The organism is Pseudomonas sp. Q1-7 (genome assembly GCF_028010285.1).
Classification (GTDB): Bacteria; Pseudomonadota; Gammaproteobacteria; order Pseudomonadales; family Pseudomonadaceae; genus Metapseudomonas.
In genome coordinates, this window is sequence record NZ_CP116304.1 from 677,240 (window position 1) to 703,836 (window position 26,597).

The 26,597-nt window shown below is 59.0% G+C and carries 20 protein-coding genes and 2 pseudogenes; 7 read left to right on the forward strand and 15 right to left on the reverse strand.

The window, feature by feature from the left end:
- Positions 1-14: 14 nt before the first annotated feature.
- Positions 15-248: pseudogene (locus PJW05_RS03045) on the reverse strand (methyl-accepting chemotaxis protein); the annotation flags it as partial.
- Between the two features lie 128 nt (positions 249-376).
- Positions 377-634: a hypothetical protein gene (locus PJW05_RS03050; RefSeq protein ID WP_108240806.1), complete on the reverse strand. Its 258-nt coding sequence runs from the start codon at positions 632-634 to the stop codon at positions 377-379.
- 42 nt (positions 635-676) lie between these two features.
- On the opposite strand from PJW05_RS03050, the gene dapA reads away from it, so the two are divergent.
- Both dapA and PJW05_RS03060 read left to right on the forward strand, forming a co-directional pair.
- A complete protein-coding gene (gene dapA, locus PJW05_RS03055; RefSeq protein ID WP_108240807.1) occupies positions 677-1,561 on the forward strand; it encodes a 4-hydroxy-tetrahydrodipicolinate synthase in 885 nt (294 codons plus the stop codon).
- A 136-nt stretch (positions 1,562-1,697) separates the two neighbouring features.
- Positions 1,698-2,948 carry an MFS transporter gene (locus PJW05_RS03060; protein ID WP_108240808.1) on the forward strand — a complete coding sequence of 417 codons (1,251 nt, stop codon included), beginning with the start codon at positions 1,698-1,700 and terminating at the stop codon, positions 2,946-2,948.
- A gap of 381 nt (positions 2,949-3,329) precedes the next feature.
- Here PJW05_RS03060 and PJW05_RS26660 read toward each other — a convergent pair whose 3' ends face one another.
- From PJW05_RS26660 to PJW05_RS03110, 11 genes and pseudogenes are all read right to left on the reverse strand, one after another.
- Positions 3,330-4,094 (reverse strand): methyl-accepting chemotaxis protein, encoded by a 765-nt coding sequence (locus PJW05_RS26660; RefSeq protein ID WP_411303179.1) that lies wholly within the window; start codon positions 4,092-4,094, stop codon positions 3,330-3,332.
- 141 nt (positions 4,095-4,235) lie between these two features.
- A pseudogene (locus PJW05_RS26665) lies at positions 4,236-5,207 on the reverse strand (cache domain-containing protein); the annotation flags it as partial.
- Between the two features lie 418 nt (positions 5,208-5,625).
- Positions 5,626-6,843 (reverse strand): argininosuccinate synthase, encoded by a 1,218-nt coding sequence (locus PJW05_RS03070; protein WP_108240810.1) that lies wholly within the window; start codon positions 6,841-6,843, stop codon positions 5,626-5,628.
- Positions 6,844-6,914: 71 nt separating this feature from the next.
- Positions 6,915-8,111, reverse strand: a complete 1,197-nt coding sequence (locus PJW05_RS03075) for an amino acid aminotransferase (protein WP_108240811.1) — start codon at positions 8,109-8,111, stop codon at positions 6,915-6,917.
- Positions 8,112-8,487: 376 nt separating this feature from the next.
- On the reverse strand, positions 8,488-9,213 hold the full coding sequence (locus PJW05_RS03080; RefSeq protein WP_108240812.1) for an amino acid ABC transporter ATP-binding protein: 726 nt from the start codon (positions 9,211-9,213) through the stop codon (positions 8,488-8,490).
- 54 nt (positions 9,214-9,267) lie between these two features.
- Positions 9,268-9,927, reverse strand: a complete 660-nt coding sequence (locus PJW05_RS03085) for an amino acid ABC transporter permease (protein WP_108240813.1) — start codon at positions 9,925-9,927, stop codon at positions 9,268-9,270.
- A gap of 65 nt (positions 9,928-9,992) precedes the next feature.
- A complete protein-coding gene (locus PJW05_RS03090; protein WP_226923105.1) occupies positions 9,993-10,940 on the reverse strand; it encodes a transporter substrate-binding domain-containing protein in 948 nt (315 codons plus the stop codon).
- Entirely contained in the window at positions 10,894-12,054 is a 1,161-nt protein-coding gene (locus PJW05_RS03095; RefSeq protein WP_108240815.1) for a pyridoxal phosphate-dependent aminotransferase, read from the reverse strand. The genes PJW05_RS03090 and PJW05_RS03095 overlap by 47 nt, the downstream gene beginning before the upstream one ends.
- 1,262 nt (positions 12,055-13,316) lie before the next feature.
- Positions 13,317-14,756, reverse strand: a complete 1,440-nt coding sequence (locus tag PJW05_RS03100) for an NAD-dependent succinate-semialdehyde dehydrogenase (protein ID WP_023663568.1) — start codon at positions 14,754-14,756, stop codon at positions 13,317-13,319.
- Positions 14,757-14,868: 112 nt separating this feature from the next.
- Positions 14,869-16,413: an acetolactate synthase large subunit gene (locus PJW05_RS03105; protein ID WP_108240816.1), complete on the reverse strand. Its 1,545-nt coding sequence runs from the start codon at positions 16,411-16,413 to the stop codon at positions 14,869-14,871.
- Between the two features lie 102 nt (positions 16,414-16,515).
- Positions 16,516-17,736, reverse strand: a complete 1,221-nt coding sequence (locus PJW05_RS03110) for an aminotransferase-like domain-containing protein (RefSeq protein WP_108240817.1) — start codon at positions 17,734-17,736, stop codon at positions 16,516-16,518.
- Positions 17,737-18,127: 391 nt separating this feature from the next.
- On the opposite strand from PJW05_RS03110, the gene PJW05_RS03115 reads away from it, so the two are divergent.
- A complete protein-coding gene (locus PJW05_RS03115) occupies positions 18,128-19,018 on the forward strand; it encodes a LysR substrate-binding domain-containing protein (protein WP_205579777.1) in 891 nt (296 codons plus the stop codon).
- Positions 19,019-19,438: 420 nt separating this feature from the next.
- Here the strand turns inward: PJW05_RS03115 and PJW05_RS03120 are convergent, their stop codons facing one another.
- Complete coding sequence (locus tag PJW05_RS03120; RefSeq protein ID WP_031325928.1) at positions 19,439-20,593, reverse strand: acyl-CoA dehydrogenase family protein; 1,155 nt, start codon at positions 20,591-20,593, stop codon at positions 19,439-19,441.
- 59 nt (positions 20,594-20,652) lie between these two features.
- Positions 20,653-21,519, reverse strand: a complete 867-nt coding sequence (locus tag PJW05_RS03125) for an IclR family transcriptional regulator (RefSeq protein ID WP_108240819.1) — start codon at positions 21,517-21,519, stop codon at positions 20,653-20,655.
- A gap of 236 nt (positions 21,520-21,755) precedes the next feature.
- On the opposite strand from PJW05_RS03125, the gene PJW05_RS03130 reads away from it, so the two are divergent.
- The 4 genes from PJW05_RS03130 to PJW05_RS03145 are packed head-to-tail and all read left to right on the forward strand — an operon-like array spanning position 21,756 to position 26,569.
- Positions 21,756-22,541: an enoyl-CoA hydratase gene (locus tag PJW05_RS03130; RefSeq protein WP_023663565.1), complete on the forward strand. Its 786-nt coding sequence runs from the start codon at positions 21,756-21,758 to the stop codon at positions 22,539-22,541.
- Position 22,542: 1 nt separating this feature from the next.
- Entirely contained in the window at positions 22,543-24,072 is a 1,530-nt protein-coding gene (locus tag PJW05_RS03135) for a 3-hydroxyacyl-CoA dehydrogenase (protein WP_023663564.1), read from the forward strand.
- Positions 24,073-24,102: 30 nt separating this feature from the next.
- Positions 24,103-25,305 (forward strand): 3-oxoadipyl-CoA thiolase, encoded by a 1,203-nt coding sequence (locus tag PJW05_RS03140; RefSeq protein ID WP_108240820.1) that lies wholly within the window; start codon positions 24,103-24,105, stop codon positions 25,303-25,305.
- 25 nt (positions 25,306-25,330) lie between these two features.
- Positions 25,331-26,569: a CaiB/BaiF CoA transferase family protein gene (locus PJW05_RS03145; RefSeq protein ID WP_023663562.1), complete on the forward strand. Its 1,239-nt coding sequence runs from the start codon at positions 25,331-25,333 to the stop codon at positions 26,567-26,569.
- Positions 26,570-26,597: the final 28 nt, after the last annotated feature.

Genomic DNA, 26,597 nt, shown 5'->3' on the forward strand with positions numbered 1-26,597 from the left:
CCCCAACAGGCACGCTCGATCTCGCCGATGCGGTGGGTGACGCTGCCCAGGCGTTCGCTGGCCTGGTTGGCGATCTCCACTCTCTGCTCGCTGTAGCGCTGGCTCTCGGTCATGGTGGTGACCGTCTCGCGGGCGCCGACCTGCAGTTTCTCGATCATCTGCTGGATTTCCTGCGCCGACTCCTGGTTACGGTGGGGGAGGTTGCGCACCTCGCCGGCCACCACGGCGAAGCCGCGACCGTCTTCCCCGATGCAGGTGGGGTCGCAGCGTTGGTGCTAGGTAGTTCGTAAAAGTAATTACCCAATAAGAAATAATCGCTTTACCGAGCTCCGCTAGATCGAAGGACAATAGCGCGTTAGGTATCCGGCAGTTTTGATCAGTTGGCTGCGCAGCGGAACAAATGAGGTTTTCTCATGAAGTACATTCTGCCGGCAGTTGCATCAGCTCGCGCTTGCATCAGGTACTTATCGGCTCGAAAAGCCTTGATCATGCCGGTCAGCAGCCGCTTGAACTCTATGTCCAAGAGAAGCCTGAAAACGGCGATAGCATCGTCGACTAAGTCTTCTCCAAGGATGCTCTTCACGAATTGATTGCGAGGGGGATGCCGCCGATCAGGATGGATTGCAAGGTGCAAGTGATCCCCCTGACTTCCTGGCTATGCCCTTCAAGGATTTATATGTCTGTCGCGCAATTTTCAGGATCCATTCCTGCCCTCATTACGCCTTTGTTGGATGGTCAGTACCACCAGCCGACCTTGCAACGCTTGGTAGATTGGCATACGGATCAGGGGTCATCGGGGCTTGTGATTTGCGGCACCACTGGTGAGTGCCCCACCTTGAGCCATGAAGAGCATGTGCAGGTGATTGCGGACGCAGTGCGCTTTGCCGCCGGCCGGATCCCCATCATTGCCGGGGCTGGCTCGAATAGTACCCAGGAAGCGATCGCGCTCACACTTGCCTCTGAGGAGGCGGGCGCGGATGGCGTGTTGCATGTCACAGGCTATTACAACAAGCCAACCCAGCAGCAGGTTGTGCAGCACTTCGCGGCGATTGATCGCGTCACTCGACTTCCGATTCTTGTCTACAACATCCCTGGGCGTACTGGCCAAGAGCTTACCGTCGACACCATCGTGGAACTTGCGCAGCTCGAACATGTGGCCGGCGTGAAAGACTCGACCGGCAACGTGGCTCGCGTCACCATGGAGCGGGCAAGAATTCGCAAGCCATTCGCGTTTTTGTCTGGTGATGACAGCACGAGCTTGGGATACATCGCCCATGGGGGAGACGGATGCATCTCGGTCACGGCGAACGTCGCACCAGCACTATTCGCGCGAATGATTGCCGCCGCACGTACCAATGACTTGCCAGCGGCCCGCGATTTACAGGATCGCCTCATGGCATTGCATATGTCTCTGTTTCTTGAGCCCAGCCCTGCAGGCATCAAGTACGCAATGTGGCGATTGGGTCTATGTGCCAATGAATTGCGCGCTCCATTGTCGACAGCTACCGCTGCTGCTTGCGCGGCCATAGATGAGGCGATGGCAACCGCTGACCTTGGCTGACTATGTAGTTTTTCCCTCACGAGCCGACCTTCTACGTCCGACTTGGTGACCTGTTCATCACTGTCATGTTCCAACAGCGGCTCGCTCTTCTTCTCGTCTGCGGGCGGCGCATCTGCCGCCTGGTGGCTCCCCTGCAATGGATCCGTCTTCTTCCGCTCGTGGTCTGGCCGCGCTGGCCTTTGCTCTGGTGCTGAGCCAGTTCTTTCGTAGCTGCCTGGCTGTAATGGCGCCGGAGCTGCAGCACGACCTGCAACTCTCGCCAGCCGGTTTTGGATCCCTCTCATCATGCTTTTTCCTGGCCTTCGGATTGGCGCAGATTCCGGTGGGCATGGCCTTCGACCGATTCGGCGTGGGGGTACCGACGCGCCTACTACTGATGCTCGGCGTGGCTTCGGCTGCGCTCTTCGTCTGCGCGCCCGACGGCCTCAACGCGATGCTGGCACAGGCGGGGCTGGGCCTGGCCTGCGCACCGGTTTTTATGGGGCTGATGCACTATGCCTCCGAGCAATTGCCACCGCAGCGCGCTGCCGCCTTCATCAGCCGAGCCAATGCGGTCGGCATGCTCGGTTCGCTGTGTGCGACGGCGCCACTGGGCTGGGCGGTGCAAGCGTTGGGCTGGCGGCCGGCGATCGCGGTTGGGGCACTGTGCATGGCGCTGGCCTGCGTGGGAGTTTGGCGCACCGTGCGCGACCACGGACATGCCCAGGTGCTGCAGGAAAGCCCAGCGGCCATGCTGAACGCTAGCGCCCGCCTACTGGCCATTCCTGCGCTGTGGACGCTGATTCCTATGTGCATGGCGATGGCGGCAGGTACTTCCTTCCGCAATGCTTGGGGTGGTCCCTACCTGGCCAGTGTGTTTGGGCTTCAGGCCGGTCCGCGCGGCCTAGCTCTGGCCGCACTGAGTCTGGGCGCGTTCTGTGCTGCGATGGCGCTGCCTTGGTTAGTGCACCGTTACTCGATACGGGGTACCGTGCTGGGCTGGTCTTGCGTGACGCTCGTCGCAGGCGTTGCGCTGGCGGCCTTGCCCGGTGCCGGGCTACTGCCCGATGTGGCATTGCTTACCATGCTGGCCACCTTGGGTGTGCTGCACCCACTGGTCATGGCGCATGGGCGCTTGTTGCTCGCACCCGCGATGAGGGGACGTGGATTGGGCTTTCTCAATACCTTTGTCTTCCTGGGCTTCGCGCTTACGACCTGGGCCTTTGGCCTGATTGCTGATGCCGGCCAGCGTGCGAACACTCCGGCTCCAGCCGTCTACGCTTACATCTTTGCCTGCGCGGCAGCGATGGTGCTGGTTGGTTTGCTGGCCTATGCGTTCAGTCCAAGTATGCCGTCTGCTGAGCCGCGCGATGCCCTGAGATCGTCAACACGCATTCAAGAAGAGTAGGCCTGCGGACAACGGCCGTATGAGCTGTATTACGCGTGACGGGGGCCGCTGTTCACTCGGAGGCCTTGGAAGAGCTGCCGCTCCGACTGCTCGACTGGATCTGGGAACTGTTGGTCGTTCGCACAGTGCCGTGCCGCTGGATATGGTGGTGCCGTCCGTTATTTAAGGCGAGCTATCGAGCTTAGCGGCAGGTGCCGGTGTTACGGCTGCCGAAAGGGCAGTGGTATTCGAAGCTTTCGTTGCGGCTGTGAGAGCGGGGTTGCATCTCTCACAGCTTTTGGTGCTAACACTGCAACGACCGCGGCTTCGGCACCTTGGCGGGCGAGAGACGGTTTGGTCAAGTCTCTCGCCGTATTCATCAAAGGTGCGGAATGCTTCTAATCAGATGCGGAAACTGCCTACCAGCTGCTGCAGGCGTGCAGCCTGCTGGTCTAGGTCGGCACAGGCGCGCAGGGTCGCCTGGAGGTTTCCCACGCCTTCCTGATTGAGGGTGTTGATCTCGGTGATGTCCATGTTCAGCGAGTCGACCACGGCGGTCTGTTCCTCGGTGGCGGTGGCCACCGACTGGTTCATGCCGTCGATCTCGCCGATGCGGTGGGTCACGCTGCCCAGGCGCTCGCCGGCCTGGTTGGCGATTTCCACGCTCTGTTCGCTGTAGCGCTGGCTCTCGGTCATGGTGGTGACAGCCTCGCGGGCGCCGACCTGCAGCTCCTCGATCATCTGCTGGATTTCCTGCGCCGATTCCTGGGTGCGGTGGGCCAGGTTGCGCACCTCGTCGGCCACCACGGCGAAACCACGGCCGGCTTCACCGGCGCGGGCGGCCTCGATGGCGGCGTTGAGGGCGAGCAGGTTGGTCTGTTCGGAGATGCCTTTGATCACTTCGAGGATCTGGCCGATGTTCACCGTCTTGCTGTTCAGCGTCTCGATGTTGCCGCAAGAGGCGCGGATCTTGCCGGACAGCTCGTTCATCGCCTGGATGGTGCGCTCTACCACCTGGCGGCCGTCTTCGGCCAGGGTGCGGGCGGAGGAGGCCTGGTGCGAGGCATCGGCGGCGTTGCGGGCGATTTCCTGGGCGGCGGCGCCCAGTTCGTTGATCGCGGCGGCGACGCTGTTGGTGCGGTTGGCCTGCTCGTCGGAGTTGCTCATGGACGAGTTGGAGGCATTCAGCACCAGGCGCGCCACCTGGTTGACCTGGGCGGTGGCCGAGGACACTTCGCTGATGGAGCCGTGGATACGCTCGACGAAGCGGTTGAAGGCGCCGGCTAGCTCGCCGAACTCGTCCTGGGCGTGGATCACCAGGCGGCGGGTGAGGTCGCCTTCGCCCTGGGCAATGTCCTGCATGGCGCGACCCATGGTGTGCAGCGGTTGCATCAGCACGCGGATCAGCATGCCCAGCAGCATGATGATGATCACCACAGCGATCACCGTGGCGACGATGGCCGAGGCTCGGAACTCGCTGAGCATCCCGTAGGCCTTGGCTTTGTCCACCGACACGCCGATGTACCAGTTCACCGAGGGCAGGCCCTTGATCGGCGCGAAGGTGAGGATGCGGGTAGCGCCGTCCTGCTCTACTTCGCTGAAATTGGCACTGATGGCCGGGGTGTTCTGCGGGAACACATCCTGCAGGCTCTTCATCACCAGGTCCTTGTCCGGGTGGACCAGGATCTTGCCGTCCGCGCTGACCAGGAAGGCGTAACCCATGCCGTCGAAGTCCAGGGCGTTGATGATCTTCACCAGAGTATCCAGGCCCAGGTCGCCGCCGGCCACACCCTGGGTCTGCACCGGCGTGGCGATGGTCACGGTTAATTGGCCGGTGCTAGCGTCGACGTAGGGTTCGGTGAGGGTGGTGCCGCCGGCGCTTTTGGCGCCTTGGTACCAGGGGCGGGTGCGCGGGTCGTAGCCTTCGGGCATGGGGTCATCGGAGCCTGGGATGAACTGCCCCTCCTGGCCGCCGAAATAGGTGGCGGTGAAGGTGGAGACCTGCGTCCGCTGTTTGAGCAAGGTCTTAACCGCGTCAGGTGAAGGGTTGACTGCAATGGATTCGGCCACGCTTTCCACCAGCAGAATCCGACCCGAAAGCCAGTTCTGGATATTGCTGGCGGTGACATCGCTCATCTCCTGCAAATAGTTCCCCAGGTCGTCGCGGAGCGCATTCCTTTGCAAGTAATCGTTGTACAGGGTGAACAGTGAGAAGGCCGCAATTACCACCAGTGAGGCGGCAAGCAGAATCTTGTGGCTGAACCGTAGGTTTTTGATCATGTTTGCTTGCCCCCGTCAGATGTTCACGGAATGGAAGACAATGCGAGCGACCTTCCTGACGCCACACTGTTTGATGCCAATTTCGTTTTTGTATTTGTTGTTCGTATTCATGGTCTTGGCCCAAATTGCACAGCAATATGCTCAGTCGTGACACCTGCTCAGCAGGCAGTGACGGAATAGGAGCGACATTCCCCCTGAAATCCAGAGGATTTCCGAAATAGGTGCTGTAGAAGTCCAGAACTCGTTGAGGCTGTGCGCCGACACATAGTGAAACCTCAACGAGCCCCGAACGCTCTGGGAGCGCGCACCTGCGTTGCCTATTGGCCGGGCGCCTAGTAGGCGCAACCAAACGACAGTTATGCCTAACCAGAGGCCGCAAAGTGCACCTCCAACGAACCTGGCTACATGACTGCGCCCTTTACAGCAGCTGGCGGCCTTTGCCTGAAGCAATGCGCATGCGCAGGGCATTGAGCTTGATGAAGCCCGCTGCGTCGGCCTGGTTGTAGGCGCCGGCATCGTCCTCGAAGGTGGCGATGTTGGCGTCGAACAGGGAGTCGTCGGACTTGCGGCCGACCACGATGACGTTGCCCTTGTACAGCTTCAGGCGCACGACACCGTTCACGTTGGTCTGGGAGGCGTCGATCATCTGTTGCAGCATCAGACGCTCCGGGCTCCACCAGTAACCGGTATAGATCAGGCTGGCGTATTTCGGCATCAGCTCGTCTTTCAGGTGCGCCACTTCGCGGTCCAGGGTGATGGACTCGATGGCGCGGTGGGCCCTGAGCATGATGGTGCCGCCGGGGGTTTCGTAGCAGCCGCGGGACTTCATGCCGACATAGCGGTTCTCGACGATATCGAGGCGGCCGATGCCGTTCTCGCCGCCGATGCGGTTCAGCTCGGCCAGCACCTGCGCCGGGGTCATGTCCTTGCCGTCGATGGCGACGATGTCACCGTTACGGTAGGTCAGCTCGATGTAGGTCGGAGTGTTCGGCGCGGCTTCCGGGGACTTGGTCCACTTCCACATGTCCTCTTCGTGCTCGGTCCAGGTGTCCTCCAGCACGCCACCTTCATAGGAGATGTGCAGCAGGTTGGCGTCCATGGAGTACGGGGACTTCTTCTTGCCGTGGCGCTCGATCGGGATACCGTGCTTCTCGGCATAGTCCATCAGCTTCTCGCGGGACAGCAGGTCCCACTCGCGCCAGGGAGCGATCACCTTGACGCCCGGCTTCAGGGCGTAGGCGCCCAGTTCGAAGCGAACCTGGTCGTTGCCCTTGCCGGTAGCACCGTGGGAGATGGCGTCGGCGCCGGTCTCGTTGGCGATCTCGATCAGGCGCTTGGCGATCAGCGGACGGGCGATGGAAGTACCCAGCAGGTACTCGCCTTCATAGATGGTGTTGGCGCGGAACATCGGGTAGACGAAGTCGCGGACGAACTCTTCGCGCAGGTCATCGATGTAGATTTCCTTGACGCCCATGGCCTTGGCCTTGGCGCGGGCCGGCTCGACCTCCTCGCCCTGGCCGAGGTCGGCGGTGAAGGTCACCACTTCGCAGTTATAGGTATCTTGCAGCCACTTGAGGATCACCGAGGTGTCCAGGCCACCGGAATAAGCCAGGACAACCTTCTTTACGTCCGCCATGCCATCAACTCCACGCGAGTGTAGGAAAGAGAGAGAAACCAAGCGTCTGCTTGAAATTCTCCTGTTGCTGTTCAGAGCACCTGGACGATGGCGCGGGTAACGCGTTCCAGGTTGCTGTTGTTGAGAGTGGCTACGCAGATGCGGCCGGTGCTGACGGCGTAGATGCCGAACTCGTTCTTCAGGCGTTCCACCTGCTCGGCGGTCAGGCCGGAGTAGGAGAACATGCCGCGCTGGCGGGCCACGAAGCTGAAGTCACGCTTGGCGCCTTGGCTAGCCAATTGCTCGACCATGGCCAGGCGCATGCTGTGGATACGGCTGCGCATTTCGCCCAGTTCTTCTTCCCACATGGCGCGCAGTTCGGGGCTGTTCAGCACCGCAGCGACCACGGTGGCGCCGTGGGTCGGCGGCTTGGAGTAGTTGGTGCGAATCACGCGTTTGACCTGGGACAGCACGCGGCCGGCTTCTTCCTTGGAGCTGGTCACCACGGAGAGGGCGCCGACGCGCTCGCCATAGAGGGAGAAGGACTTGGAGAAAGAGCTGGAAACGAAGAGCTGCAGGCCGGATTCAGCGAGCAGGCGCACTGCGAAAGCGTCTTCGTCGATACCAGCGCCAAAGCCCTGGTAGGCGATGTCGAGGAAGGGCACGTGCTCACGCTCGCGCAGGACTTCCAGGACAGCTTTCCAATCGTCCAGTTCCAGATCCACGCCGGTGGGGTTGTGGCAGCAGGCATGCAGGACCACGATGGAACGGGCGGGCAGGGCCTTGAGGTCTTCCAGGAGGCCGGCACGGTTCACGCCATTGGTGGCGGCGTCGTAGTAGCGATAGTTCTGCACCGGGAAGCCGGCGGACTCGAACAGGGCACGGTGGTTCTCCCAGCTCGGGTCGCTGATGGCGACGACGGCGTTCGGCAGCAGGCGCTTGAGGAAGTCGGCGCCGGTCTTCAGCGCGCCGGTACCGCCCACTGCCTGGGTGGTGACCACGCGGCCTTGTGCCAGGAGTTCGGAATCAGCACCGAACAGCAGCTTCTGCACGGCCTGGTCGTAGGCGGCGATGCCTTCGATCGGCAGGTAGCCACGGGGTGCGTGGGCTTCGATGCGGACATTTTCCGCTTCCGCTACAGCGTGCAGGAGCGGCATATGGCCTTGCTCGTTGTGATAGACGCCCACGCCCAGGTTGATCTTGGTGGCCCGGGGGTCGGCGTTGAACGCTTCGTTGAGACCCAGGATGGGGTCGCGCGGAGCCATTTCGACGGCAGAAAACAGACTCATGATGCGGCAGCTCGAAGTAGGGAAGTTTGGATGGCCGCCGGAGAGCGGCGACATTCTAGGCGGGTTATTCGGATGCGAAGCCTGTCAATGTCGCTTGCGGATCACGCGCTTTCCTCCGGCCATAATCCCGACCCGTAGAGTTATCCAATACCGGGCAGGACAAGGCTCGGCAGAGGCATCGAAGAGCAAAGGAGATGTGGCTGCGCATGGCGCCGCAGCCCTGGCCGAGAGATACGAGACGCCCCAGTCCTAGGCTTAAGGACGAAACTCGACCCGATCCAGAGCCCGCTAGGCCACAAACATCGGTCCTCACTTTGCGGCGTTCCACGCCTGCTGCACAGCTCGTGCACGCCGCTAACGATGTCCGCCAATATGGTCAGTGCAGGATCTTGTTGAGGAAGTCGCGTGCACGCTCCGAACGAGGGGTGCTAAAGAACGTGTCGCACTTTGCATCCTCAACGATCACCCCGCTGTCCATGAACAGCACGCGATTCGCCACCTTGCGCGCAAAGCCCATCTCGTGAGTAACGCAAACCATGGTCATCCCGTCGCGCGCAAGCTCAACCATTACATCAAGCACCTCATTGATCATTTCCGGATCCAGTGCAGACGTAGGCTCGTCGAAAAGCATCGCAACCGGGTTCATCGACAAGGCGCGGGCGATTGCCACACGCTGTTGCTGGCCGCCAGACAACTGTCCCGGGTGCTTGTGTGCATGGGCCCTCATCCCGACACGGTCGAGGAGACGCATGCCAATCTCATGCGCTTCATCGCGGCTTCGTCGCAGCACCTTGATTTGAGGAAGCGTGAGGTTTTCTGTCACGGAAAGGTGCGGGAACAGCTCAAAGTGCTGAAATACCATACCAACACGCATGCGCAGCTTATTCAGCTCGGCGGGAGAGGTACTCAGGGGAATGCCGTCGACCGTGATGCGGCCTTTCTGGATTGGCTCCAGCCCATTAATCGTTTTGATCAGTGTCGACTTGCCGGAACCCGAAGGGCCGCAGACGACCACTACCTCACCCTTGGTAACAGCAGCATTGCAATCGGTGAGAACCTGATGATTGCCGTACCATTTCGACACGCTTTCGAGAGTAATCATTTTTTGATCTTCAGCAGTATTTGTTTTCATGGGCGTTCAGGGTGAGTGCAGTTCTCAATGATTCGCGACGAGTGCGCACCGCTTCTCGACCCGTTCCTGTAGCCATGAAAGAGCGGTACTCAGAATCCAATAGATCGCGGCAGCTGCCACATACAGAGGCAGGGGCTGGAACGACGAGGCGATAGCCTCCTGGGTAGTGCGCAGCAGCTCGGTCACAGTGATGACAGACACGAGCGAAGTATCTTTGATGAGACCAATAAGGGTGTTGCCCAGACTCGGTACGGCGAGACGCAAGGCTTGCGGGCACACGACGTAGCGCAATGTTTGAACGTGCGTGAAACCGAGGCTATTAGATGCAGCCCACTGGCCGCGGCTGATGCCAAGGATCGCGCCGCGCATACTCTCGGACAGATAGGCACCGGTATTCAGCGTTAAGGTAAAGATACCGGCAGCCACCGGCTCTAATGAAATTCCAATGCTCGGAAGTCCATAATAAACGACGAAAATTTGGACAAGTAGGGGAGTTCCACGCATCAGGCTGACATATACCCGTGCGATGCCGGAAAGGAATAGGTTGTCACTGATCCGCATGATCGCGACAACCAGTCCTACGATTAGGCCCAGCACCATCGACGCCACGGCGAATTCCAACGTAATCAACGCCCCGTTCAGCATGATGGGAAGCGTGTTAACAACAAGCGCTAGGCTGTCCATGGTTATCTCCAACTTATTGTCAGGCTCGCCTTTGCGGCGAGCCCCTTACTTTGATCTGGCAGGCTTCAGCGGGTAACGGGGACAGATGTGTCAGTACCGAACCACTTCATTGCGATGTTCTTGAGCGTTCCGTCCTGTCTCATCGAATCGAGGGCGGAATTGATTGCCTCCGCGAACTTCGGATTACCCTTGCGGAATGGGATGCCGAGTTCTTGGCCGCCATCCGGCAGGGAAGCACCCGAGCGGAGCGGAAGTCCGGAGGTTTGGATCAGATACGGGTTCATCAGGCGGTCATTGAGCACCGCGTCGATTCGGCCAGACACCAGATCGCTCAGTCCTTCCGGGGTGCCCGAATAGGTCTTAACTACGACTCCGGGCTGTGCCTTGACTACATCAGCAAACACACTGCCAATCGTCACGCCAACCTTGTGCTCCTTCAGATCAGCCAGGGACTTGAACTCCCGCTCGTCACCCTTGCGTTGCAGAAGCTGAACGGAGGAATAGACATAGGGTTGGCTGAAATCGAGCGCCTTCTGACGCTCCGGTGTGATCGTGACCTGGTTGATGATTACGTCGAACTTGCCTGCTTGAAGCCCCCCGAGAATGCCGGCCCATTCAGTGGTTATGAACTGGGGTTTCACCTGGAGGCGCTCTGCAAGAGCCTTCGCAACGTCCACGTCGAAACCCTCGAGTTCGCCTTTCGAGTTTCGATAGTCAAAGGGCGGGTAGGTGCCTTCCATTGCGATCTTTAGGACTCCGGCTTGCTTGACCGTGTCGAACAAATCTTCGGCACTTGCAAAAGCTGCAGCCAGGGAAAGCAACACTGCAGCGAGTCCGGTCACGAGAGTCGGTTTGAGTTTTTTCATTTTTGTCTTTTCTCCACAAATGGAATTGCAAAGCCGATGATTTCCCGGCAATTCGAGGGGAATCGAGCGTGGTTGGCCGGGGCCGCGCCGTTCCGGGGCCTTACGCCAGTAGTTTGCCGATGCGGTAAACAGCTTCTTGGAGTTCATCCATGCTGGTGCAGTAGGAAAGCCGCATGGAGTGACTGCTTTGGGGGGCGGAACCGAACTCCACGCCGGGAAGGGTGGAGACGCCAGCTTCGCGCAGGAGTCGATAAGCAAGGCTGACGCCATCGGTCCCGAGCTCGCTAATATCCGCGTAGATGTAGAAGGCGCCGTCAGGCTTGACCGGGATGGAGAAGCCCAGCTTCTCCAGGGCGGGAACCAGATAGTCCCGTCTCTGGCGGAAGGCGTCACGACGCTGCTCGTAGATGGACATTGCCTCGGGCTCGAAGCATGCAAGTGCGGCATGCTGGGCCAGGGTCGGGGCGCAAATTGCCATGCTGGAGGCGATGGGTTCGACCACGCTCACCATATTCTGGGGCACGATCATCCAGCCAAGACGCCAACCGGTCATGTGGAAGAACTTGGAGAAGCTGCTGATGACGATGATGTCGTCATCATAGGTGAGCGCCGACTTCGCTTGGCCGTCGTAGGAGAGACCCAGGTAAATCTCATCCATGATGGTGAAGCCATCCTGGGCTCGGACCTCACCAAGCAGATCGCGTAGCTCGGAGCCCGTGATCGAGGTTCCGGTCGGGTTGCTAGGTGAGGCAATCAAGACACCTCGCGTAGCGGGGCCCCAGTTGTTCCGTACATCCTGTGCCGAGAGCTGGAAGCGATTTGCTGCGCTGGTTGGTACGAATTTGGGTTTGCCGCCGGATGCGATGATGAAACTGCCATTACCCGAGTAACACGGATCCGGCAGCAGCACTTCCGATCCGCTGTCGACCAGGACAGAGCAGGCGAGGATCAACGCGCTGGATGCTCCTGCGGTAAGAATGACGCGGGAGGGATCGAGCTGGGTGCCGAAGTTCTCGTCGTAATAGCGGGCGATTGCTTCGCGTAGCTGCATGATGCCGGCAGGCGCGGTGTAGCCGCTCAGACCATTTCGAGCAGCTCGCTCCAGTGCTTCGACAACTGTCGGCGGGGCGGTGAAGTCAGGCTCACCAATACCCATGTTGATGATATGCCGGCCAGCGGCGGCCAATGCCATTCGCTCCCTAAATAAAGGAACGGAATGAGAAGTCGGATATGTTGTGGAGCGAGTTGCAAGCCGGGGCATGATACTCTCACCTAGGTTGTTGTTGTTTGGGCAGATTCCTAGGAGGCCAGACTGCACATTAAAATGCTTTGGCCTAGCGGTTTATCCCGCATGCGACATCTTGGAAACACTGGTAGTGGGTCATGTTAAGTTGCACTAAATGATCAGTGCAGCTTTTGCTTGATTGATCCGTTCCCTATGTCGCCGAGCTGGTTTCAGGCTTATTTAAACCTTTTTCCTTTGTCACCAGAGTCGCATTAACTATTAAATCGTTTGATCCAGCGATTTCGAATTTATGACCAGAGATCAGGGTTTCGTCTCAGGCGTACATTCGCTTCGCTGAGTCACAGTCAGGAGATACATACGATCACCTGATGGGCACAGTATTTTTCTTTACCAAGGTCCGGTAAAGCGATTAATAGTGGCTACATGATGAGTTTTGCGAACAAAGCAGCCCATGGCTACGATGCTTGGCAGGAGCAGCCTTTGACTCTGGTTCATCAAGCGCGTTTAGAACGGTGAAATAGGGGGGGCATGGATCAACCCGCCAGAACCTGCGTTGCCTCGGGCGCTTGTACCAGGCGCAGAACCTCGGCGGGAGAAGTGAATCGAAAGCACCCAGGTTGCGTGTCCCGGACGGGGAGACGACTGCCCTTTGCGGCAGCCAAAAATAGCGGGGGTGCCCCAAACCATTGGAGCTATGCCAACAGCTTGCCCGTCGATATGGGAAATGGATATGAGAAGTGAGCGCTGGTTGCCGCTGCGAGGGAGGATTGGAATGCACTACCTTGGCCGCATTCTGAGGGCGTAGTAACGTTCCTAGCAGGAGGGCAGGGTGGTGACTTTCAAGAATGGCTCAGCGCCCCGCCAGAGCAACCCGCCAATTCGGCATGTCCCGGTTCAGCGTTTCAACTTGTTGCGCTAATTGAACCAGCATCGAGACGGTCCACCATCGGGACGTAACAGAGGGCGTGGCTAGCAACGACTGGCTGTTCATAGGGTCCGGCTTGCGATTGAGGGCGTAATCCAGGGAAAGCAAGCGATAGGCTTGTTTCGTGGGATTCCCCTTACGAGATGCGCGATCACTGGTGCTAGCCGATGTGGGCGGAGAGTTTGCCGAGGAGCGATAGGGAGAAAGACTTGTCTCCATGTTGCATTTCAGTGTTTGAGGCTTCAAGCAGAGGCCTCTGCGTTTTGGGCGCAGAGACCTTGCTTTTCAGCATGAGCTTTGCACTGGTGACTGAAGACCCGATGCCGGGCTGTCACCAGTGCAAGCAAGGGACTCAGCAGTTCCTTACCACGACAGAGCGGACGTTCAGGTAGGCCTCGAGAGCCTCCGGGCCGCCCTCGGACCCGTATCCGGAATCCTTGATGCCTCCAAAAGGTAGTTCGGGACTGGTCGAGGCCGGCATGTTCATCCACAACATGCCCACTTCAACCCGACGAGAGATCAGGTCGGCATTCTTCAGGGAGCTGGTGAAGGCATACCCGGCCAGGCCGAACGACAGTCGATTCGCTTCCGAAATGGCGTCATTCAAGTCGGTAAAGCTGCGAATCGGCGCAATGGGTCCGAAAGGCTCTTCATTGAAGATCTTGGCGTCGAGTGGCACGTTCATCAGTACGGTAGGGGCCCAGAAGTTGCCTTCTTCGCCGATTCGTGAGCCCCCCGCCAGGATTTGCGCGCCCTTGGTCTCGGCGTCCTGCAGGAATTCCTCCATCGCGGTCACCCGGCGGGAGTTGGCAAGGGGGCCCATTTCGGTCCCTTCCTCAAGGCCGTTGCCTACCTTCAGGTTCTGCGCATGTTTGCTCAGCGCCTTCGCAAAGGTATCCGCGACACTCTCGTGGACCAGGAACCGCGTCGGCGAGATGCAGACCTGGCCAGCATTTCGGAACTTGGCGAATGCTGCGGATTTGGCGGCCAGCTCGATGTCCGCGTCCTCACAGATGATGACCGGGGCGTGGCCGCCCAGCTCCATCGTGCAGCGCTTCATATGGGTGCCTGCCAGCGCCGCCAGGTGTTTGCCAACGGGGGTCGAGCCAGTGAAAGTGACTTTGCGGATTGCCGGATGGGCGATCAGATAGCTGGAAATCTCGCCTGGATCGCCATACACCAGGCCAAGAACGCCCGGCGGAAGACCTGCATCGGCGAAAGCGGCCACCAGGGCAGCGGGTGCCGCTGGCGTTTCCTCAGCAGCTTTGGCGACGACGGAGCACCCCGCAGCCAATGCCGCGCTGACCTTCAGCACCAGTTGGTTGATGGGGAAGTTCCAGGGCGTGAAGGCTGCTACCGGGCCTACCGGGTCTCTGACCACGGTTTGGCGAATTGCCGGGTCATTTCGAGAAGGTACAACCCGCCCATAAACTCGGAAGCCCTCTTCTGCGAACCATTCGATGATGTCCGCACCGGCGAGCACCTCGCCCTTCGCTTCGCGAACGGGTTTGCCTTGTTCCTGGGTCAGGACCTGCGCGATGGTTTCGGCACGCTCGCGAAGCAGGCCGGCTGCGCGGCGCATGATCTGGCTGCGCGCAGCCGCGGTCATGTCGCGCCATACCTTGAAGCCTTCAAGTGTTGTGGCCGTCGCCCTGTCGAGGTCGGTCCTGCTGGCGTGGGCTACGCGGCCAATTTCCTTGCCCGTGGCCGGATTGAGGACGGCTATGGTCCGGCCGTCTGCAGCATCCTGCCACTTGCCGTTGATGAAGAGTTGAGTATTTGGATATGTCATTGGTTTACGCTCCCAAATGGACGTCGCACTGAAGGCATGCCCCCAGTGGTTGTTGCAAAAAAGAAAAAATTCCGGCCTGCCGAAGGCAGGCCGGAACTGGTCTCCAGTAGTCTTAAACCATCAACTCGATCAAGAAGGGACCTTTGCGATTGAAGCTGCTCTTCATGAGGTCAGCGCACTCGTCGAGCGTCGTGGCACGTGCAGCTTCGACGCCCATGCCGTTGGCCAGCTTGACCCAGCTGAGGAATGGATTGCCAAGGTCCAGCATGCTCATTGCGGTGTCACCCGGAACCGCGCCCACATTCTTGTACTCGCCGATCAGAATGTTGTACTTGCTGTTGTTGAGAATGATGGTCGTGACCGGGAGCTGTTCGCGCGCCTGGGTCCAGAGGGACTGCAGGGAATACATGGCGGAACCATCCGCTTGCAGGTTGATCACGCGACGCTGCTTGCCGGCACCGAGCGCAGCACCAGTAGCTACTGGCATCCCGTCGCCAATGGCGCCGCCGGCCAGGTGGAGCCAGTCGTGTGCGGGGGCGGAATGAGTGAATTTGTAGAACCCACGACCGTAAGAGATGCTTTCATCAGAGATGATTGCATTCTCGGGCATCAGCGCCGCCAGCGTTTGAGCCAGGCCTTCTGGAGTGGGATTCCCGCTGACAGCTTCCGGGCGGGGACCGGCATTGGGAATCGCAGCCTCGGGGGCGCCCAGGGCATCAACCAGCGCTTTCAGAGCACCCACCGCATCCTGGTCGGGCCGCGTGAGCACATGCAGTTGGGCGGTGGGGGAGTACTGCTTCGAGGGCAGATCCGGATATCCGAAGAAGCCTACCGGCGCCTTGGCGTTCACCAGGATGATGTGCTCGTAGGGCTTAAGGGCGGTGATGGCTGCATCCATCCCATAGGGGACCCGTTCCAGTTGCAACCGGCCGTGGCCCCGGGCCAGGTGGGAGGTAACGTAGTCGGCCATGACTTTCGCGCCGGTCGCGCTTGCGATGCGCCATGCAAGAGCCTGTGCCTCGCTGAGGACTCCGTGGCCTGCAAGCAGAATTAGCACGTTCTGGCTGTTGTTACGCAGGATGCGGGCAGCGTTCTCAATCGCATGCCCGTCGACTGCGGGAGGCGTCGGTGGAGTCATCGGCGCGCCTACCACGCCACCTTCCTCCCAAGAAACGTCGGCAGGCAGGATCAGCGTCGCAATTTGACCGGGATAGGTCTTTGCAGCGCGCACAGCCAAAGCGGCATCGCGACCGAGATCAGCAGAATGGGTGCTTGTGTGAACCCATTGGGAGACAGTCCGAGCCATGCCGTCGGTATCCGCAGTGAGCGGTGCATCGAAGGGGCGATGGTAGGTGGCTTGATCACCAACGATATTCACAATACCGCTGCGTGCGCGGCGAGCGTTGTGGAGGTTTCCCATGCCGTTTGCCAGGCCGGGGCCGCAATGAAGAAGCGTACAAGCGGGCTTGCGGGCGATACGGAAGTAGCCGTCGGCCATCCCGGTCACAATGTTTTCCTGCAGGCCCAGCACGCATTTCATTCCAGGAATTTGGTCGAGCGCGGCGACAAAGTGCATTTCACTGGTCCCGGGATTTGCAAAGCAAGTATCCACACCCGAGGCCAGCAATGTCTCAACCAAACTCTTAGCACCGTTCATCTTTCATTACTCCGCAGTTCAATCTTTTTGATTGCTGAATGACATATATCCAGTCGAAGGAAGTGCACAAACCCTGTGTACTATTTAGTTCACTACCGCTCTTCAATTCGTTCGGGCAGTTGCATGAACCGCATTGATCGCTTTCGCCAGCCTGCGAACCCCTTCGGAAATGTCATCCAGGCTTGGCGCGGCGAACGAGAGTCGCAGCGTTGACGGATCAGGGTTCTCTGCATGGAAACCTGTTCCGGGGACGAAAATGACTTTGCGAGGAATCGCTTCTTTGAGCAGGTCCGCCGCTTTGTAGCCACCGGCGAGCTTGGCCCAAATGAACATGCCACCCGCTGGCTCGTGGAAAGAAATCGCATCCCCTACCAGCTCTTTCAGCCCGTGGCTCAGGGCACGGCATTTCGCCCCGTAGGCCTGGCGGATCTTGTCGAGATGCACCTCGAGCTTGCCGCTGGCGAGGTACTCGGCAGCAATACCCTGAGTCCAGGGCGAACTGCCCACGTCAGCGCTCTGCTTCGCAACATAGAGGCGGCGGGCGATTTCGCTCGGCGCAATTGCCCAGCCGATGCGGATGCCGGGAGCAACAATCTTCGAAAGGCTCGCGAGGTGAACGATCCAGTCGGAGGCACCAGGCACTTGTTCCGCCAGCGCAAGCAAGGAAGGTACGGGCTCACCCGAAAAGCGCAGATCGCCGTACGGGTCGTCTTCCACGATCACGAACTTGTATTGAACTGCGAGCTCGAGCAGTCGGCGACGACGCTCCACCGAAAGAGTTGCTCCCGAGGGATTGCCGAAGGTCGGAACTGTGTAGACCAGCTTAGGCAAGTCGGCAGCAGCCTCTGCGGACTCGAGGAGGCGCTCGAGCGACGTGACATCCAATCCGTCCGCATCCACAGGCACGGGCGTCATTCGCGCCTGGTGGGTACGCAGCGCTTGGATATTGGTTGTGTAGGTGGGTTGCTCGACAAACACGTGATCACCAATGTCCAGAAGCACCCGCAGGAGCAAGTCGAATGCCTGTTGCGAACCCGTCGTGACGATGACGTTCTCCGGCTGGGCGCTCACGCCTCTACCCTGCATGAGTCGGACGATTTGGGCCTTTATCTCCGGACCTCCATCAGTGCTGCCATATTGGAGGCAGGTGCGGCTGTTTGCGAACGCTCGTACCGAAGCCTCTTGTAGGCCTTCCACGTCGAACAGAGCCGGATCTGGGTATCCGCCCGCAAAGGAAATCATCCCTGGCTCGCTGAGATACTTGAACAGCTCCCGAATGGGAGAGCTCATGGGGTTAACGAAGGCAGGGGAAAAGCTGTACATGAGCAGTCCTCTCGGGCCGAAGTAGGGGCAATGGCCGTATTGGTTTTATTGGGCAGGCAGGAAACATCTGTTTGGCGGTGTCGGACTTGCGATCCTGTGGTGCTATGTCAGATGCATCCTTTGCTTTGTCTACCCTGTACCGCTTGGCGCGAGATCGCGTCCTCAAGGAGAGGTCGTCCTGGTGACATGGAAGCTGTTGCCACCAGGACGTCTTGCGAAAAACTCATCTTGCGCTGTTGGTTCGCGGTGTTAGGGTTACGCCGATCGGGACATCGCTGCCTGCGGTGTACGGGCCAAGTTTTTCGATCTACCCTCTTCGCGTAAAGCGATTTAAAATTGCTACTTGATGACTTTTTGGAACAGAGCCATGCAGCGCACACGAATTCCACCTATGTCCGCATTGATCGCTTTCGAAGCCGCAGCTCGTCACGAGAGCTTCACCCTCGCTGCCCGGGAGTTGTCATTGACCGAAAGCGCAGTGTCTCGGCAGGTCAATGGACTCGAGGCGAATCTCAACATTCGGCTGTTTGTACGAGTCAAGCAGCGGGTAATGCTGACCAAACCTGGAAGGCTGTATAGCGAGCAGGTGCGAGCCGCGCTGCGAAAAATCGAACGAGACACTCTGTCTATCGCCGCCCACGGCACGGGAGAGGGGAGTCTCGAGTTAGCAGTGTTGCCAACCTTTGCCACGGAATGGCTGATACCACGACTTCCAAGCTTTTACGCACAACATCCGGGAATGAAAGTGAATATGGGGGTACGGACGAACCCATTTTCTTTTGATGAAGAGCACTTTGAGGCTGCTATACACCATGGCAAGCCTGTCTGGCCACGCGCGACTTCAGATCTCTTGTTCGGCGAAACAATGATTGTAATCGCTCGGAGTGATCTAATCGGCGATAGCATCAAGGAGCCAGCTGACGTTCTAAAGTTTCCACTTCTATATTCAACAACTCGCCCTGAGTCATGGCGGCAGTGGTTCGATGCAGCGCAAATTCCAGAGGATGCAGTTCCCGTGCAGAGCGTTGGATTCGAGCTACATTCAATGGTGATCCGAGCGGCAGAGGCTGGCTTGGGTATAGCATTGGTGCCGGAGTTTTTTATCTCTGACGCTGTTTGGGCGAGTGGTGTTGTTCGTGCGCACCAATTATCCATCCCCGCTGCTTATTCTTACTATTTGGTCTATCCGAACGACATGCGGCATAGCGGCCCGTTAGAGGCTTTCCGGGAGTGGCTTCTCGATGAGGCTAAGATATTTGACGAGAAGCTAAAAGGTCACTGATCAAGTTTGTTACCGGGTACATGTTTAAACGAGGGAGTGCGATGTCCTCGCGCAAGGCTGATAGTGCTCAAAGTGGCAACTGATTCTGAGCTTGAATGCTGGCGCCCTGCACATTAGTCCAATGATATTTGGCCACTTCGAATGAAAGACGCATCCATGTAAAAAAGGCCAGTCAACCGATAAGTCTTCCGGCCTTGAGGGAACCAATACAAGCGAACAGCTAAGTCCATCAAAGAGAGAGCTATCTCAATTTGACCAGGTACCAGCGGCCCATCAATCACTCCTGTTGCGGATCATATTACGTGCAGTGATCGTTCATGGGCCGGGACTTCCGGTACATCGGTAAGCTTCTTGAGCACCTTCGCAGGCATGAGCTGGTGCGCCGAATTGGCGACCGGCTCTAGCCAGAAGCGATGGTGGTTATAGCTGAGCGTCGCGAATCATATTGCGAGCGATGACGACCTGCTGGATCTGCGTGGTGCCTTCGTAGATTCGGAACAAACGTACGTCGCGATAGAAGCGTTCGATAGCGTATTCGCTTACGTAGCCGGCGCCACCATGGATCTGTACGCAGCGATCAGCTACGCGGCCGCACATCTCGGTGGCGAACATCTTGGCACAGGAGGCCTCAGTGCTGACATTGCGGCCGTCGTCACGCTTGCGCGCTGCATCCAGAACCATGCAGCGAGCGGCGTAGAGTTCGGCTTTGCTGTCGGCCAGCATGGCCTGGATCAGCTGGAACTCGGCGATCGGCTTGCCGAACTGTTTACGCTCGACGGCATACCGGAGTGCATCGTCAAGCATGCGCTCAGCTGCGCCTACACTAAGCGCGGCAATGTGCAGGCGCCCTTTGTCGAGTACTTTCATGGCGGTTTTGAATCCGACACCTTCGACGCCACCGATGAGCTGGCTGGCAGGGACACGTACGTTGTCGAAAATCACATCGCAAGTGTGCGCACCTTTCTGGCCCATCTTGTGGTCGGGCTTGCCCAGCGAGATGCCTGGGGTGCCGCGCTCGACAATGAACGCGCTGATACCGCCAGCGCCCTTGATTTCAGGGTTGGTGCGCGCCATCACAGTGTAGATGCCTGCGTGCGGTGCATTGGTGATGAAGCGTTTGGTGCCGTTGAGTACGTAGCTATCGCCGTCGCGTACTGCCGTGGTCTTCAGCGAGGCTGCGTCGGAACCAGCGTCCGGCTCGGTGAGGCAGAAGGAACTGAGCAGCTCGCCGCTGGCCAGCTTCGGCAGGAAGTGGCGCTTCTGTTCTTCGGTACCGTCGACCAGGATGCCAATCGAGCCGATCCCATTGTTGGTACCGATGTAGGAGCGGAAGGCCGGAGAGGTGCGCCCAAGTTCGAAGGCAATGTTCACCTCCTCTTCCATGGTAACGCCAAGGCCACCGAATTCTTCGGGGATGGTCAGGCCAAACAGACCCATTTCCCGCATCTGATCGACGATGTCTTGTGGAATGGCGTCGGTTTCCGCCACTTCGTTTTCGCGAGGGATCAGTTCCTGGTCGACGAACTGGCGAATGGAGTCCAGCAGTATCTGCAGGGTTTCGGGGTCACGGATCATGTGCTCTCCTCAAGGCCCAAAATCGGGCCGGTGTGGCTGGGCACCGTCACCCCTTGGGGTCAGCGAGCGGCGGCGCCAATGTTGTTAACCATGTTGATCAGGCGAGGCCCGATATCGTCTTCGAGCTTCTCGCGTGGTAGCTGGAAGCTCGGTCCGCCGCAGTTGAAGGCCAGCAGCCCATACTGCGGATGTACCAAGGGCACAGCGACAGAGTTGACGTCGCGGTGCCACTCGCCGATCGACAGGCAATAGCCGTAATCGGCGTAATCCCTGAGCGCGCGCTCCAGCCCTTTGCGCAGGGCTGGCCACTGTTCAACTTCGCGCTGACGCATATGTTCAAGCAGGAATTCCCGCTCGTTCTCCGGCATCGCGGCCAGGCATGCTCGGCCTACCGAGCTCTGCGCTAGCGGCAGGTAGGTTCCGATCTGCCTGCGCATCGTCATGTTTCCCTGGCCCTGTACTACATCCAGGTAAACCATCTGCAATCTGTCGCGGGCTGCCATGGCAACGGCAGCCTGCGCATGGTTTGCCAGCTGTTCCATCAGTGGATGCGCGACAGTCCTGATCGACAGGTTGGAGAGCATCGCGTAGCCAAATCCGAGCACGCCTACATCCAGCTGATACTTGCCCGAGTGCAGCTCTCGCTTCAGACAGCCCAAGCGCATCAGCGTGTTGGTCAGCCGCGTCACGGTCGGCTTGGGTAGGCCGGTCATACGAGCCAATTCCTGATTTCCGAGCACGTTTTCGCGTGGGCTGAAGCAACGCATCAGTTCAAGACCACGGGCTAGCGCAGTGACGAACTGACCACTGTTCTCCTCCTCGTTCATCGCTGTGATGGGGTCAAGCAGGCCCTTTTCCAGGAGGGCAAGTTCGCTCTCATGGCTAGATTGCCCGCCGTCATCCCGATCCACCCTGTTGCGACGCATGGTAGAACCCTCCTTTTCAAGAAATCAAGAAAATAAAATTGAGTTTCGTCAGGCGAAATTCTAACGTTTTCTGCTGATTGCGCCAATCGCTCATTCAGATATTTGTTTAAGTTATTGATATATATGAAATTTATATTTTGTCAGACGCTTGGCGTTTACATCCAGGTTGACCTGTCTCTATGATGATCACAAATACGAAATCGCGTTTCGTCTGACGAAACTTGGTTGGAGGCAGTATGAGTTCCCAAGAAGACACCCTCGTCCATGTGCAGATTCAAGAGAACGGCGTGGCGATTGTCCGCATTGACCGTCCTGAGGCGCGTAACGCGCTTAACACCCGCGTGCGTCAGCAGTTGGCCGAGCATTTCCGTGCTCTTGCCAGCGACTCGCGAGTGCGGGCAATCGTCCTGACCGGTGGCGAGAGTTGCTTCGTCGCCGGAGCTGACATTCGCGAGTTCGCCCAGGCTACCCCGATCGAGATGTACCTTCGGCATACCGAGTACTTGTGGGAGGCGATCAGCCGCTGCCCGAAGCCAGTCATTGCAGCAGTGAATGGCTTCGCCTTGGGCGGAGGCTGCGAACTTGCCATGCATTGCGATCTCATCGTTGCCGGTGAGTCGGCCCGATTCGGTCAGCCTGAGGTGAAGCTGGGGCTCATGCCCGGGGCCGGTGGCACCCAGCGCTTGATTCGCGCGGTAGGCAAATTCCATGCGATGCGAATCGCCCTGACCGGCTGCTTAGTTAAGGCCCCTGAAGCGTTGGCCATCGGCATGGTCAGTGAAGTTGTGAGCGATGATCGGACATTGTCGCGAGCGCTTGAGCTCGCCTCGGAGATTGCAGCACTACCGCCGTTGGCAGTAGCGCAGATCAAAGAGGTGCTGCTGTGCGGTGCCGATCTGCCGTTGGACAGCGCGCTGACGCTGGAGCGCAAGGCTTTCCAGCTGCTGTTTGACTCGCAAGACCAAAAGGAAGGCGCAGCCGCCTTCCTGGAAAAACGTGAAGCCATCTTCAAGGGGGAGTGACATGACACGCAGTATCGAGCGTATGGCCATCGTCGGTACCGGTGTCATGGGCACCGGCATTGCCCAGATCGCCGTACAGGCTGGCATCCAGGTTCAACTATTCGATGCCCGGGAGGGCGCTGCACAGGCTGCCTGCGACAACCTCAAGAGGACCTTCGACAAGTTGGTGGAGAAGGGCAAGATTCCGGCTGACGAAGCACAGGCAGCAGTGGAGCGACTACAGGTCGCGACCGCCTTGGAGCGACTGAGCGATGCCCAATTGGTGGTGGAAGCCATCATCGAGCGGTTGGACATAAAGCAGAAACTCCTCGCTGAGCTGGAGGTAGTAGTTGCCGCCGAATGCATTTTGGCTACCAATACATCGTCGCTGTCGGTGACCAGTATTGCCCGAAACTGCCGTCATCCCGAGCGCGTGGCTGGTTTCCATTTCTTCAACCCGGTACCGCTGATGAAAGTCGTCGAAGTGATTGACGGCTTAGCTACCGATCCGGCCGTAGGTGATTGCTTGCAGGCGCTTGCGACGCGCATGGGGCACCGTGGCATCCGCGCGAAGGATACTCCCGGATTCATCATCAACCACGCTGGCCGCGCCTACAGCACAGAGGCGCTGCAGATCCTCAAGGAGGGCGTGGCTGAGCCAGCCGATATCGATCGCATCCTGCGCGAGGGTATGGGCTTCCGTATGGGGCCGCTGGAGCTCTTCGATCTCACTGCTCTTGATGTCTCGCATCCAGTAATCGAGTCGATCTACAACCAGTTCTATCAGGATCCTCGCTATCGGCCGGCCGCGCTTACACGCCTGATGCTTGAGGCAGGGCACGTAGGGCGCAAGGTTGGACGCGGCTTCTACCGCTATCAGGATGGGCAGATGATCGATGCTCCCGCCCCGCAGTTGGTGCCGACGGTGCAGGTTCTACCACCGGTTTGGATCGGGGCAGAGAATGAGCAAGATGGCGTCACCCTGGGCGCGTTGGTGCAGAGATTGGGCGGGCGTTTGGAGCGGGGCGAGCACCCCTCCGAGGAAGCACTCTGCTTGTTGGCGCCTTATGGCCGTGATGCAAGCAGCGCCTGTCTGCGCTTCGGCACCGATCCGGCACGCACTATATGCATCGACATGCTGCTGGACCTACAGCGCCACCGCTGCCTGATGCAGACGCCCGCGACTGCACCAATCATGCGTGAAGCTGCTCATGCATTGTTGGCTGGGGACGGCGTCGGCGTGACCGTTATCAACGACAGTGTTGGTTTCGTCGCCCAGCGCGTAATGGCCATGATCGTTAACTTGGCTGGCGACATCGTTCAGCAAAGGATCTCCACCGTGGATGACCTGGATGAGGGGGTGCGTCGTGGTCTGGGGTATCCGCATGGGCCACTTGCTTGGGGTGATGAGTTGGGCGCGAAGCGCCTGCTGGAAATTCTTGAGCGCATGTCCTACCTGACTGGTGATCCGCGCTATCGCCCCGGACCCTGGCTGCGGCGCCGAGCTGAGCTGGGACTTTCCCTGCGCCAACCCGAACCGGCGCTTGCCTAAACCTTCATTCAACTGACCTGGGAACATTTCATGCTCAATGCATTTCTGTATGCCGGCCTGCGTACACCCTTTGGGCGCCATGGCGGTGCACTTGCTCCGGTTCGTCCGGACGATCTCGCTGCTCTTGTGATTCGTGAACTGCTGGCCCGAAATGGCGTGCCGGGTGACGCTGTTGAGGATGTGATCCTCGGCAACACCAACCAGGCCGGCGAAGACAGCCGAAACATTGCCCGTCATGCCGCCTTGCTGGCCGGCCTGCCAGTGACTGTGCCGGGGCAGACGGTTAACCGCCTGTGCGCCAGCGGCTTGGCGGCGGTAATCGATGCCGCGCGGGCGGTGACCTGCGGTGAGGGCGATCTGTTTGTCGCCGGTGGCGTGGAAAGCATGTCTCGCGCGCCATTCGTGATTGCCAAGGCCGAAGCGGCCTACAGCCGTGACTTCACAGCGTTCGACAGTACGATCGGTGCACGCTTTCCCAACCCGCGAATCGTTGAGGCTTTTGGCAACGACAGCATGCCGCAGACTGGCGACAACGTGGCTCATGAATATGGCATCAGCCGCGAGGAGGCCGACCGTTTCGCCGCAGCTTCCCAAGCGCGCTACGAAGCGGCTCGAAGTCTCGGTTTCTTCGCCGACGAGATTATGCCTGTCAGTGTGCCCACCGGCCGTAAGACGCCGCCCAGAATCGTCGAGCATGACGAGCATCCTCGTCCCGAGTCCGACCAGGCTGCCCTGGCACGGCTGCGGCCACTGTTCGACGGTGGGGTTGTCACCGCAGGCAATGCATCTGGTGTGAACGATGGTGCAGCAGCTTTGCTGATCGGTTCTGCTGCAGCAGGTGAGCGCTTCGGCCTTAAACCAATGGCCCGCATTCTCTCCGCAGCCGCGGTCGGTGTAGAGCCGCGCATCATGGGCGTCGGACCGGTTGAGGCGATCAACAAGGCGCTTCAGCGCGCCGGGCTGAGTCTGGCAGACATGGACATCATTGAGATCAACGAGGCCTTCGCCTCCCAGGTACTGGTTTGCCTGCGCGGACTCGGCGTTGCCTTCGACGATATTCGCGTAAATCCCAATGGTGGTGCAATTGCAGTGGGGCACCCGCTGGGTGCTTCCGGTGCGCGGCTTGCCCTAAGTGCAGCACGAGAGTTGCAGTGCAGTGGTGGGCGCTATGCGGTTGTGAGTCTGTGCATCGGTGTCGGCCAGGGGCTGGCGATGGTGATCGAGCGTGTGTAAGCGCGCAGTAGCGAGGGTGTAAAAAATGGGTGCACTAACCGGATACCGCGTACTGGACCTGAGTCGAGTTTTGGCCGGCCCCTGGTGTGGCCAGCTGCTGGCTGACCTGGGAGCGGAAGTCATCAAAATCGAACGGCCTGGCGTGGGGGACGACACCCGAGGGTGGGGGCCTCCCTACATGAAGAACGCTGACGGTTCTGACAGCTCCGAGGCGTCCTACTACCAGTCCGCCAACCGCAATAAGCTTTCGGTAGCACTGAATCTCGCCACGCCTGAAGGGCAAGAGTTGGTTCGTGCGATGGTTTGTGAGTGCGATGTACTGATCGAAAACTATAAGGCTGGTTCACTGGCGAAGTACGGACTCGACTACGACAGTCTGTCGAAGCTCAATCCGCGGCTGGTGTACTGCTCGATCACCGGTTTTGGTCAGACCGGCCCGCGTTCGGAAGAGCCTGGCTATGACTTCATCATCCAGGGCATGGGTGGGCTGATGAGCATCACCGGCGAGAAGGATGGGATACCGGGCGCCGGTCCCCAGAAGGTCGGGGTTGCCGTGGCTGATTTGATGACTGGTCTGTATTCCACCATCGCGATTCAGGCTGCATTGCTCGCGCGTCAGAAGACTGGCCGTGGGCAGCACTGTGACATGGCACTGTTGGACGTGCAGGTCGCAGCACTGGGTAATCAGAGCCAGAACTACCTGAGCACCGAGCGTTCCCCCGGGCGTCAGGGCAATGCGCACGTCAACATTGTCCCTTACCAAGTATTTTCCGCCCAGGACCGGGACTTCATCATCGCTTGCGGTAACGACGGCCAGTTCGTTGCCTTGTGCAATGTCATCGGCCTTCCTGACCTGCCGAGTGATCCGCGCTTCGCGAAAAATGCCGATCGAGTACGAAACCGCGAGGCGATCGTCAGCATGCTTGCCGAACACTTCCTTAGTGATACCGCCGACAGCTGGGTAGCCAAAATTCACGCGGCCAAGGTACCGGTAGGAGTCATCAACGATATCGGTCGGGCACTGGCCGAACCACAAGTGGTGGCTCGTGAAATGCTGGTCGATATCCCCCATGCGCTGAATCCCGAGTTCAGGATGGTTGGTAGTCCGGTGAAGCTGTCCGATACGCCCGTCCAGTACGTGCGCCCAGCACCACGTCTTGGTGAGCACACCGACGTAGTACTGAAGCGTCAGCTTGGTCTCAGCGATGCCCGTCTGAGTGAGCTCAAGGCGGCTGGGGTGATCGAACAGCTCGGGGAGCTCTGACTTCCCCCTATTGTTAGAGCACATCTCC

What these genes read in the sequence shown, in the direction of transcription:
- dapA (WP_108240807.1), top strand. Translation starts at nt 677, where the DNA reads ATGTCTGTCGCGCAATTTTCAGGATCCATTCCTGCCCTCATTACGCCT.
- PJW05_RS03060 (WP_108240808.1), top strand. Translation starts at nt 1,698, where the DNA reads ATGGATCCGTCTTCTTCCGCTCGTGGTCTGGCCGCGCTGGCCTTTGCT.
- PJW05_RS26660 (WP_411303179.1), bottom strand. Translation starts at nt 4,094, where the DNA reads ATGAGCAACTCCGACGAGCAGGCCAACCGCACCAACAGCGTCGCCGCC.
- PJW05_RS03070 (WP_108240810.1), bottom strand. Translation starts at nt 6,843, where the DNA reads ATGGCGGACGTAAAGAAGGTTGTCCTGGCTTATTCCGGTGGCCTGGAC.
- PJW05_RS03075 (WP_108240811.1), bottom strand. Translation starts at nt 8,111, where the DNA reads ATGAGTCTGTTTTCTGCCGTCGAAATGGCTCCGCGCGACCCCATCCTG.
- PJW05_RS03080 (WP_108240812.1), bottom strand. Translation starts at nt 9,213, where the DNA reads ATGATTACTCTCGAAAGCGTGTCGAAATGGTACGGCAATCATCAGGTT.
- PJW05_RS03085 (WP_108240813.1), bottom strand. Translation starts at nt 9,927, where the DNA reads ATGGACAGCCTAGCGCTTGTTGTTAACACGCTTCCCATCATGCTGAAC.
- PJW05_RS03090 (WP_226923105.1), bottom strand. Translation starts at nt 10,940, where the DNA reads ATGAACTCCAAGAAGCTGTTTACCGCATCGGCAAACTACTGGCGTAAG.
- PJW05_RS03095 (WP_108240815.1), bottom strand. Translation starts at nt 12,054, where the DNA reads ATGCCCCGGCTTGCAACTCGCTCCACAACATATCCGACTTCTCATTCC.
- PJW05_RS03100 (WP_023663568.1), bottom strand. Translation starts at nt 14,756, where the DNA reads ATGACATATCCAAATACTCAACTCTTCATCAACGGCAAGTGGCAGGAT.
- PJW05_RS03105 (WP_108240816.1), bottom strand. Translation starts at nt 16,413, where the DNA reads ATGAACGGTGCTAAGAGTTTGGTTGAGACATTGCTGGCCTCGGGTGTG.
- PJW05_RS03110 (WP_108240817.1), bottom strand. Translation starts at nt 17,736, where the DNA reads ATGTACAGCTTTTCCCCTGCCTTCGTTAACCCCATGAGCTCTCCCATT.
- PJW05_RS03115 (WP_205579777.1), top strand. Translation starts at nt 18,128, where the DNA reads ATGTCCGCATTGATCGCTTTCGAAGCCGCAGCTCGTCACGAGAGCTTC.
- PJW05_RS03120 (WP_031325928.1), bottom strand. Translation starts at nt 20,593, where the DNA reads ATGATCCGTGACCCCGAAACCCTGCAGATACTGCTGGACTCCATTCGC.
- PJW05_RS03125 (WP_108240819.1), bottom strand. Translation starts at nt 21,519, where the DNA reads ATGCGTCGCAACAGGGTGGATCGGGATGACGGCGGGCAATCTAGCCAT.
- PJW05_RS03130 (WP_023663565.1), top strand. Translation starts at nt 21,756, where the DNA reads ATGAGTTCCCAAGAAGACACCCTCGTCCATGTGCAGATTCAAGAGAAC.
- PJW05_RS03135 (WP_023663564.1), top strand. Translation starts at nt 22,543, where the DNA reads ATGACACGCAGTATCGAGCGTATGGCCATCGTCGGTACCGGTGTCATG.
- PJW05_RS03140 (WP_108240820.1), top strand. Translation starts at nt 24,103, where the DNA reads ATGCTCAATGCATTTCTGTATGCCGGCCTGCGTACACCCTTTGGGCGC.
- PJW05_RS03145 (WP_023663562.1), top strand. Translation starts at nt 25,331, where the DNA reads ATGGGTGCACTAACCGGATACCGCGTACTGGACCTGAGTCGAGTTTTG.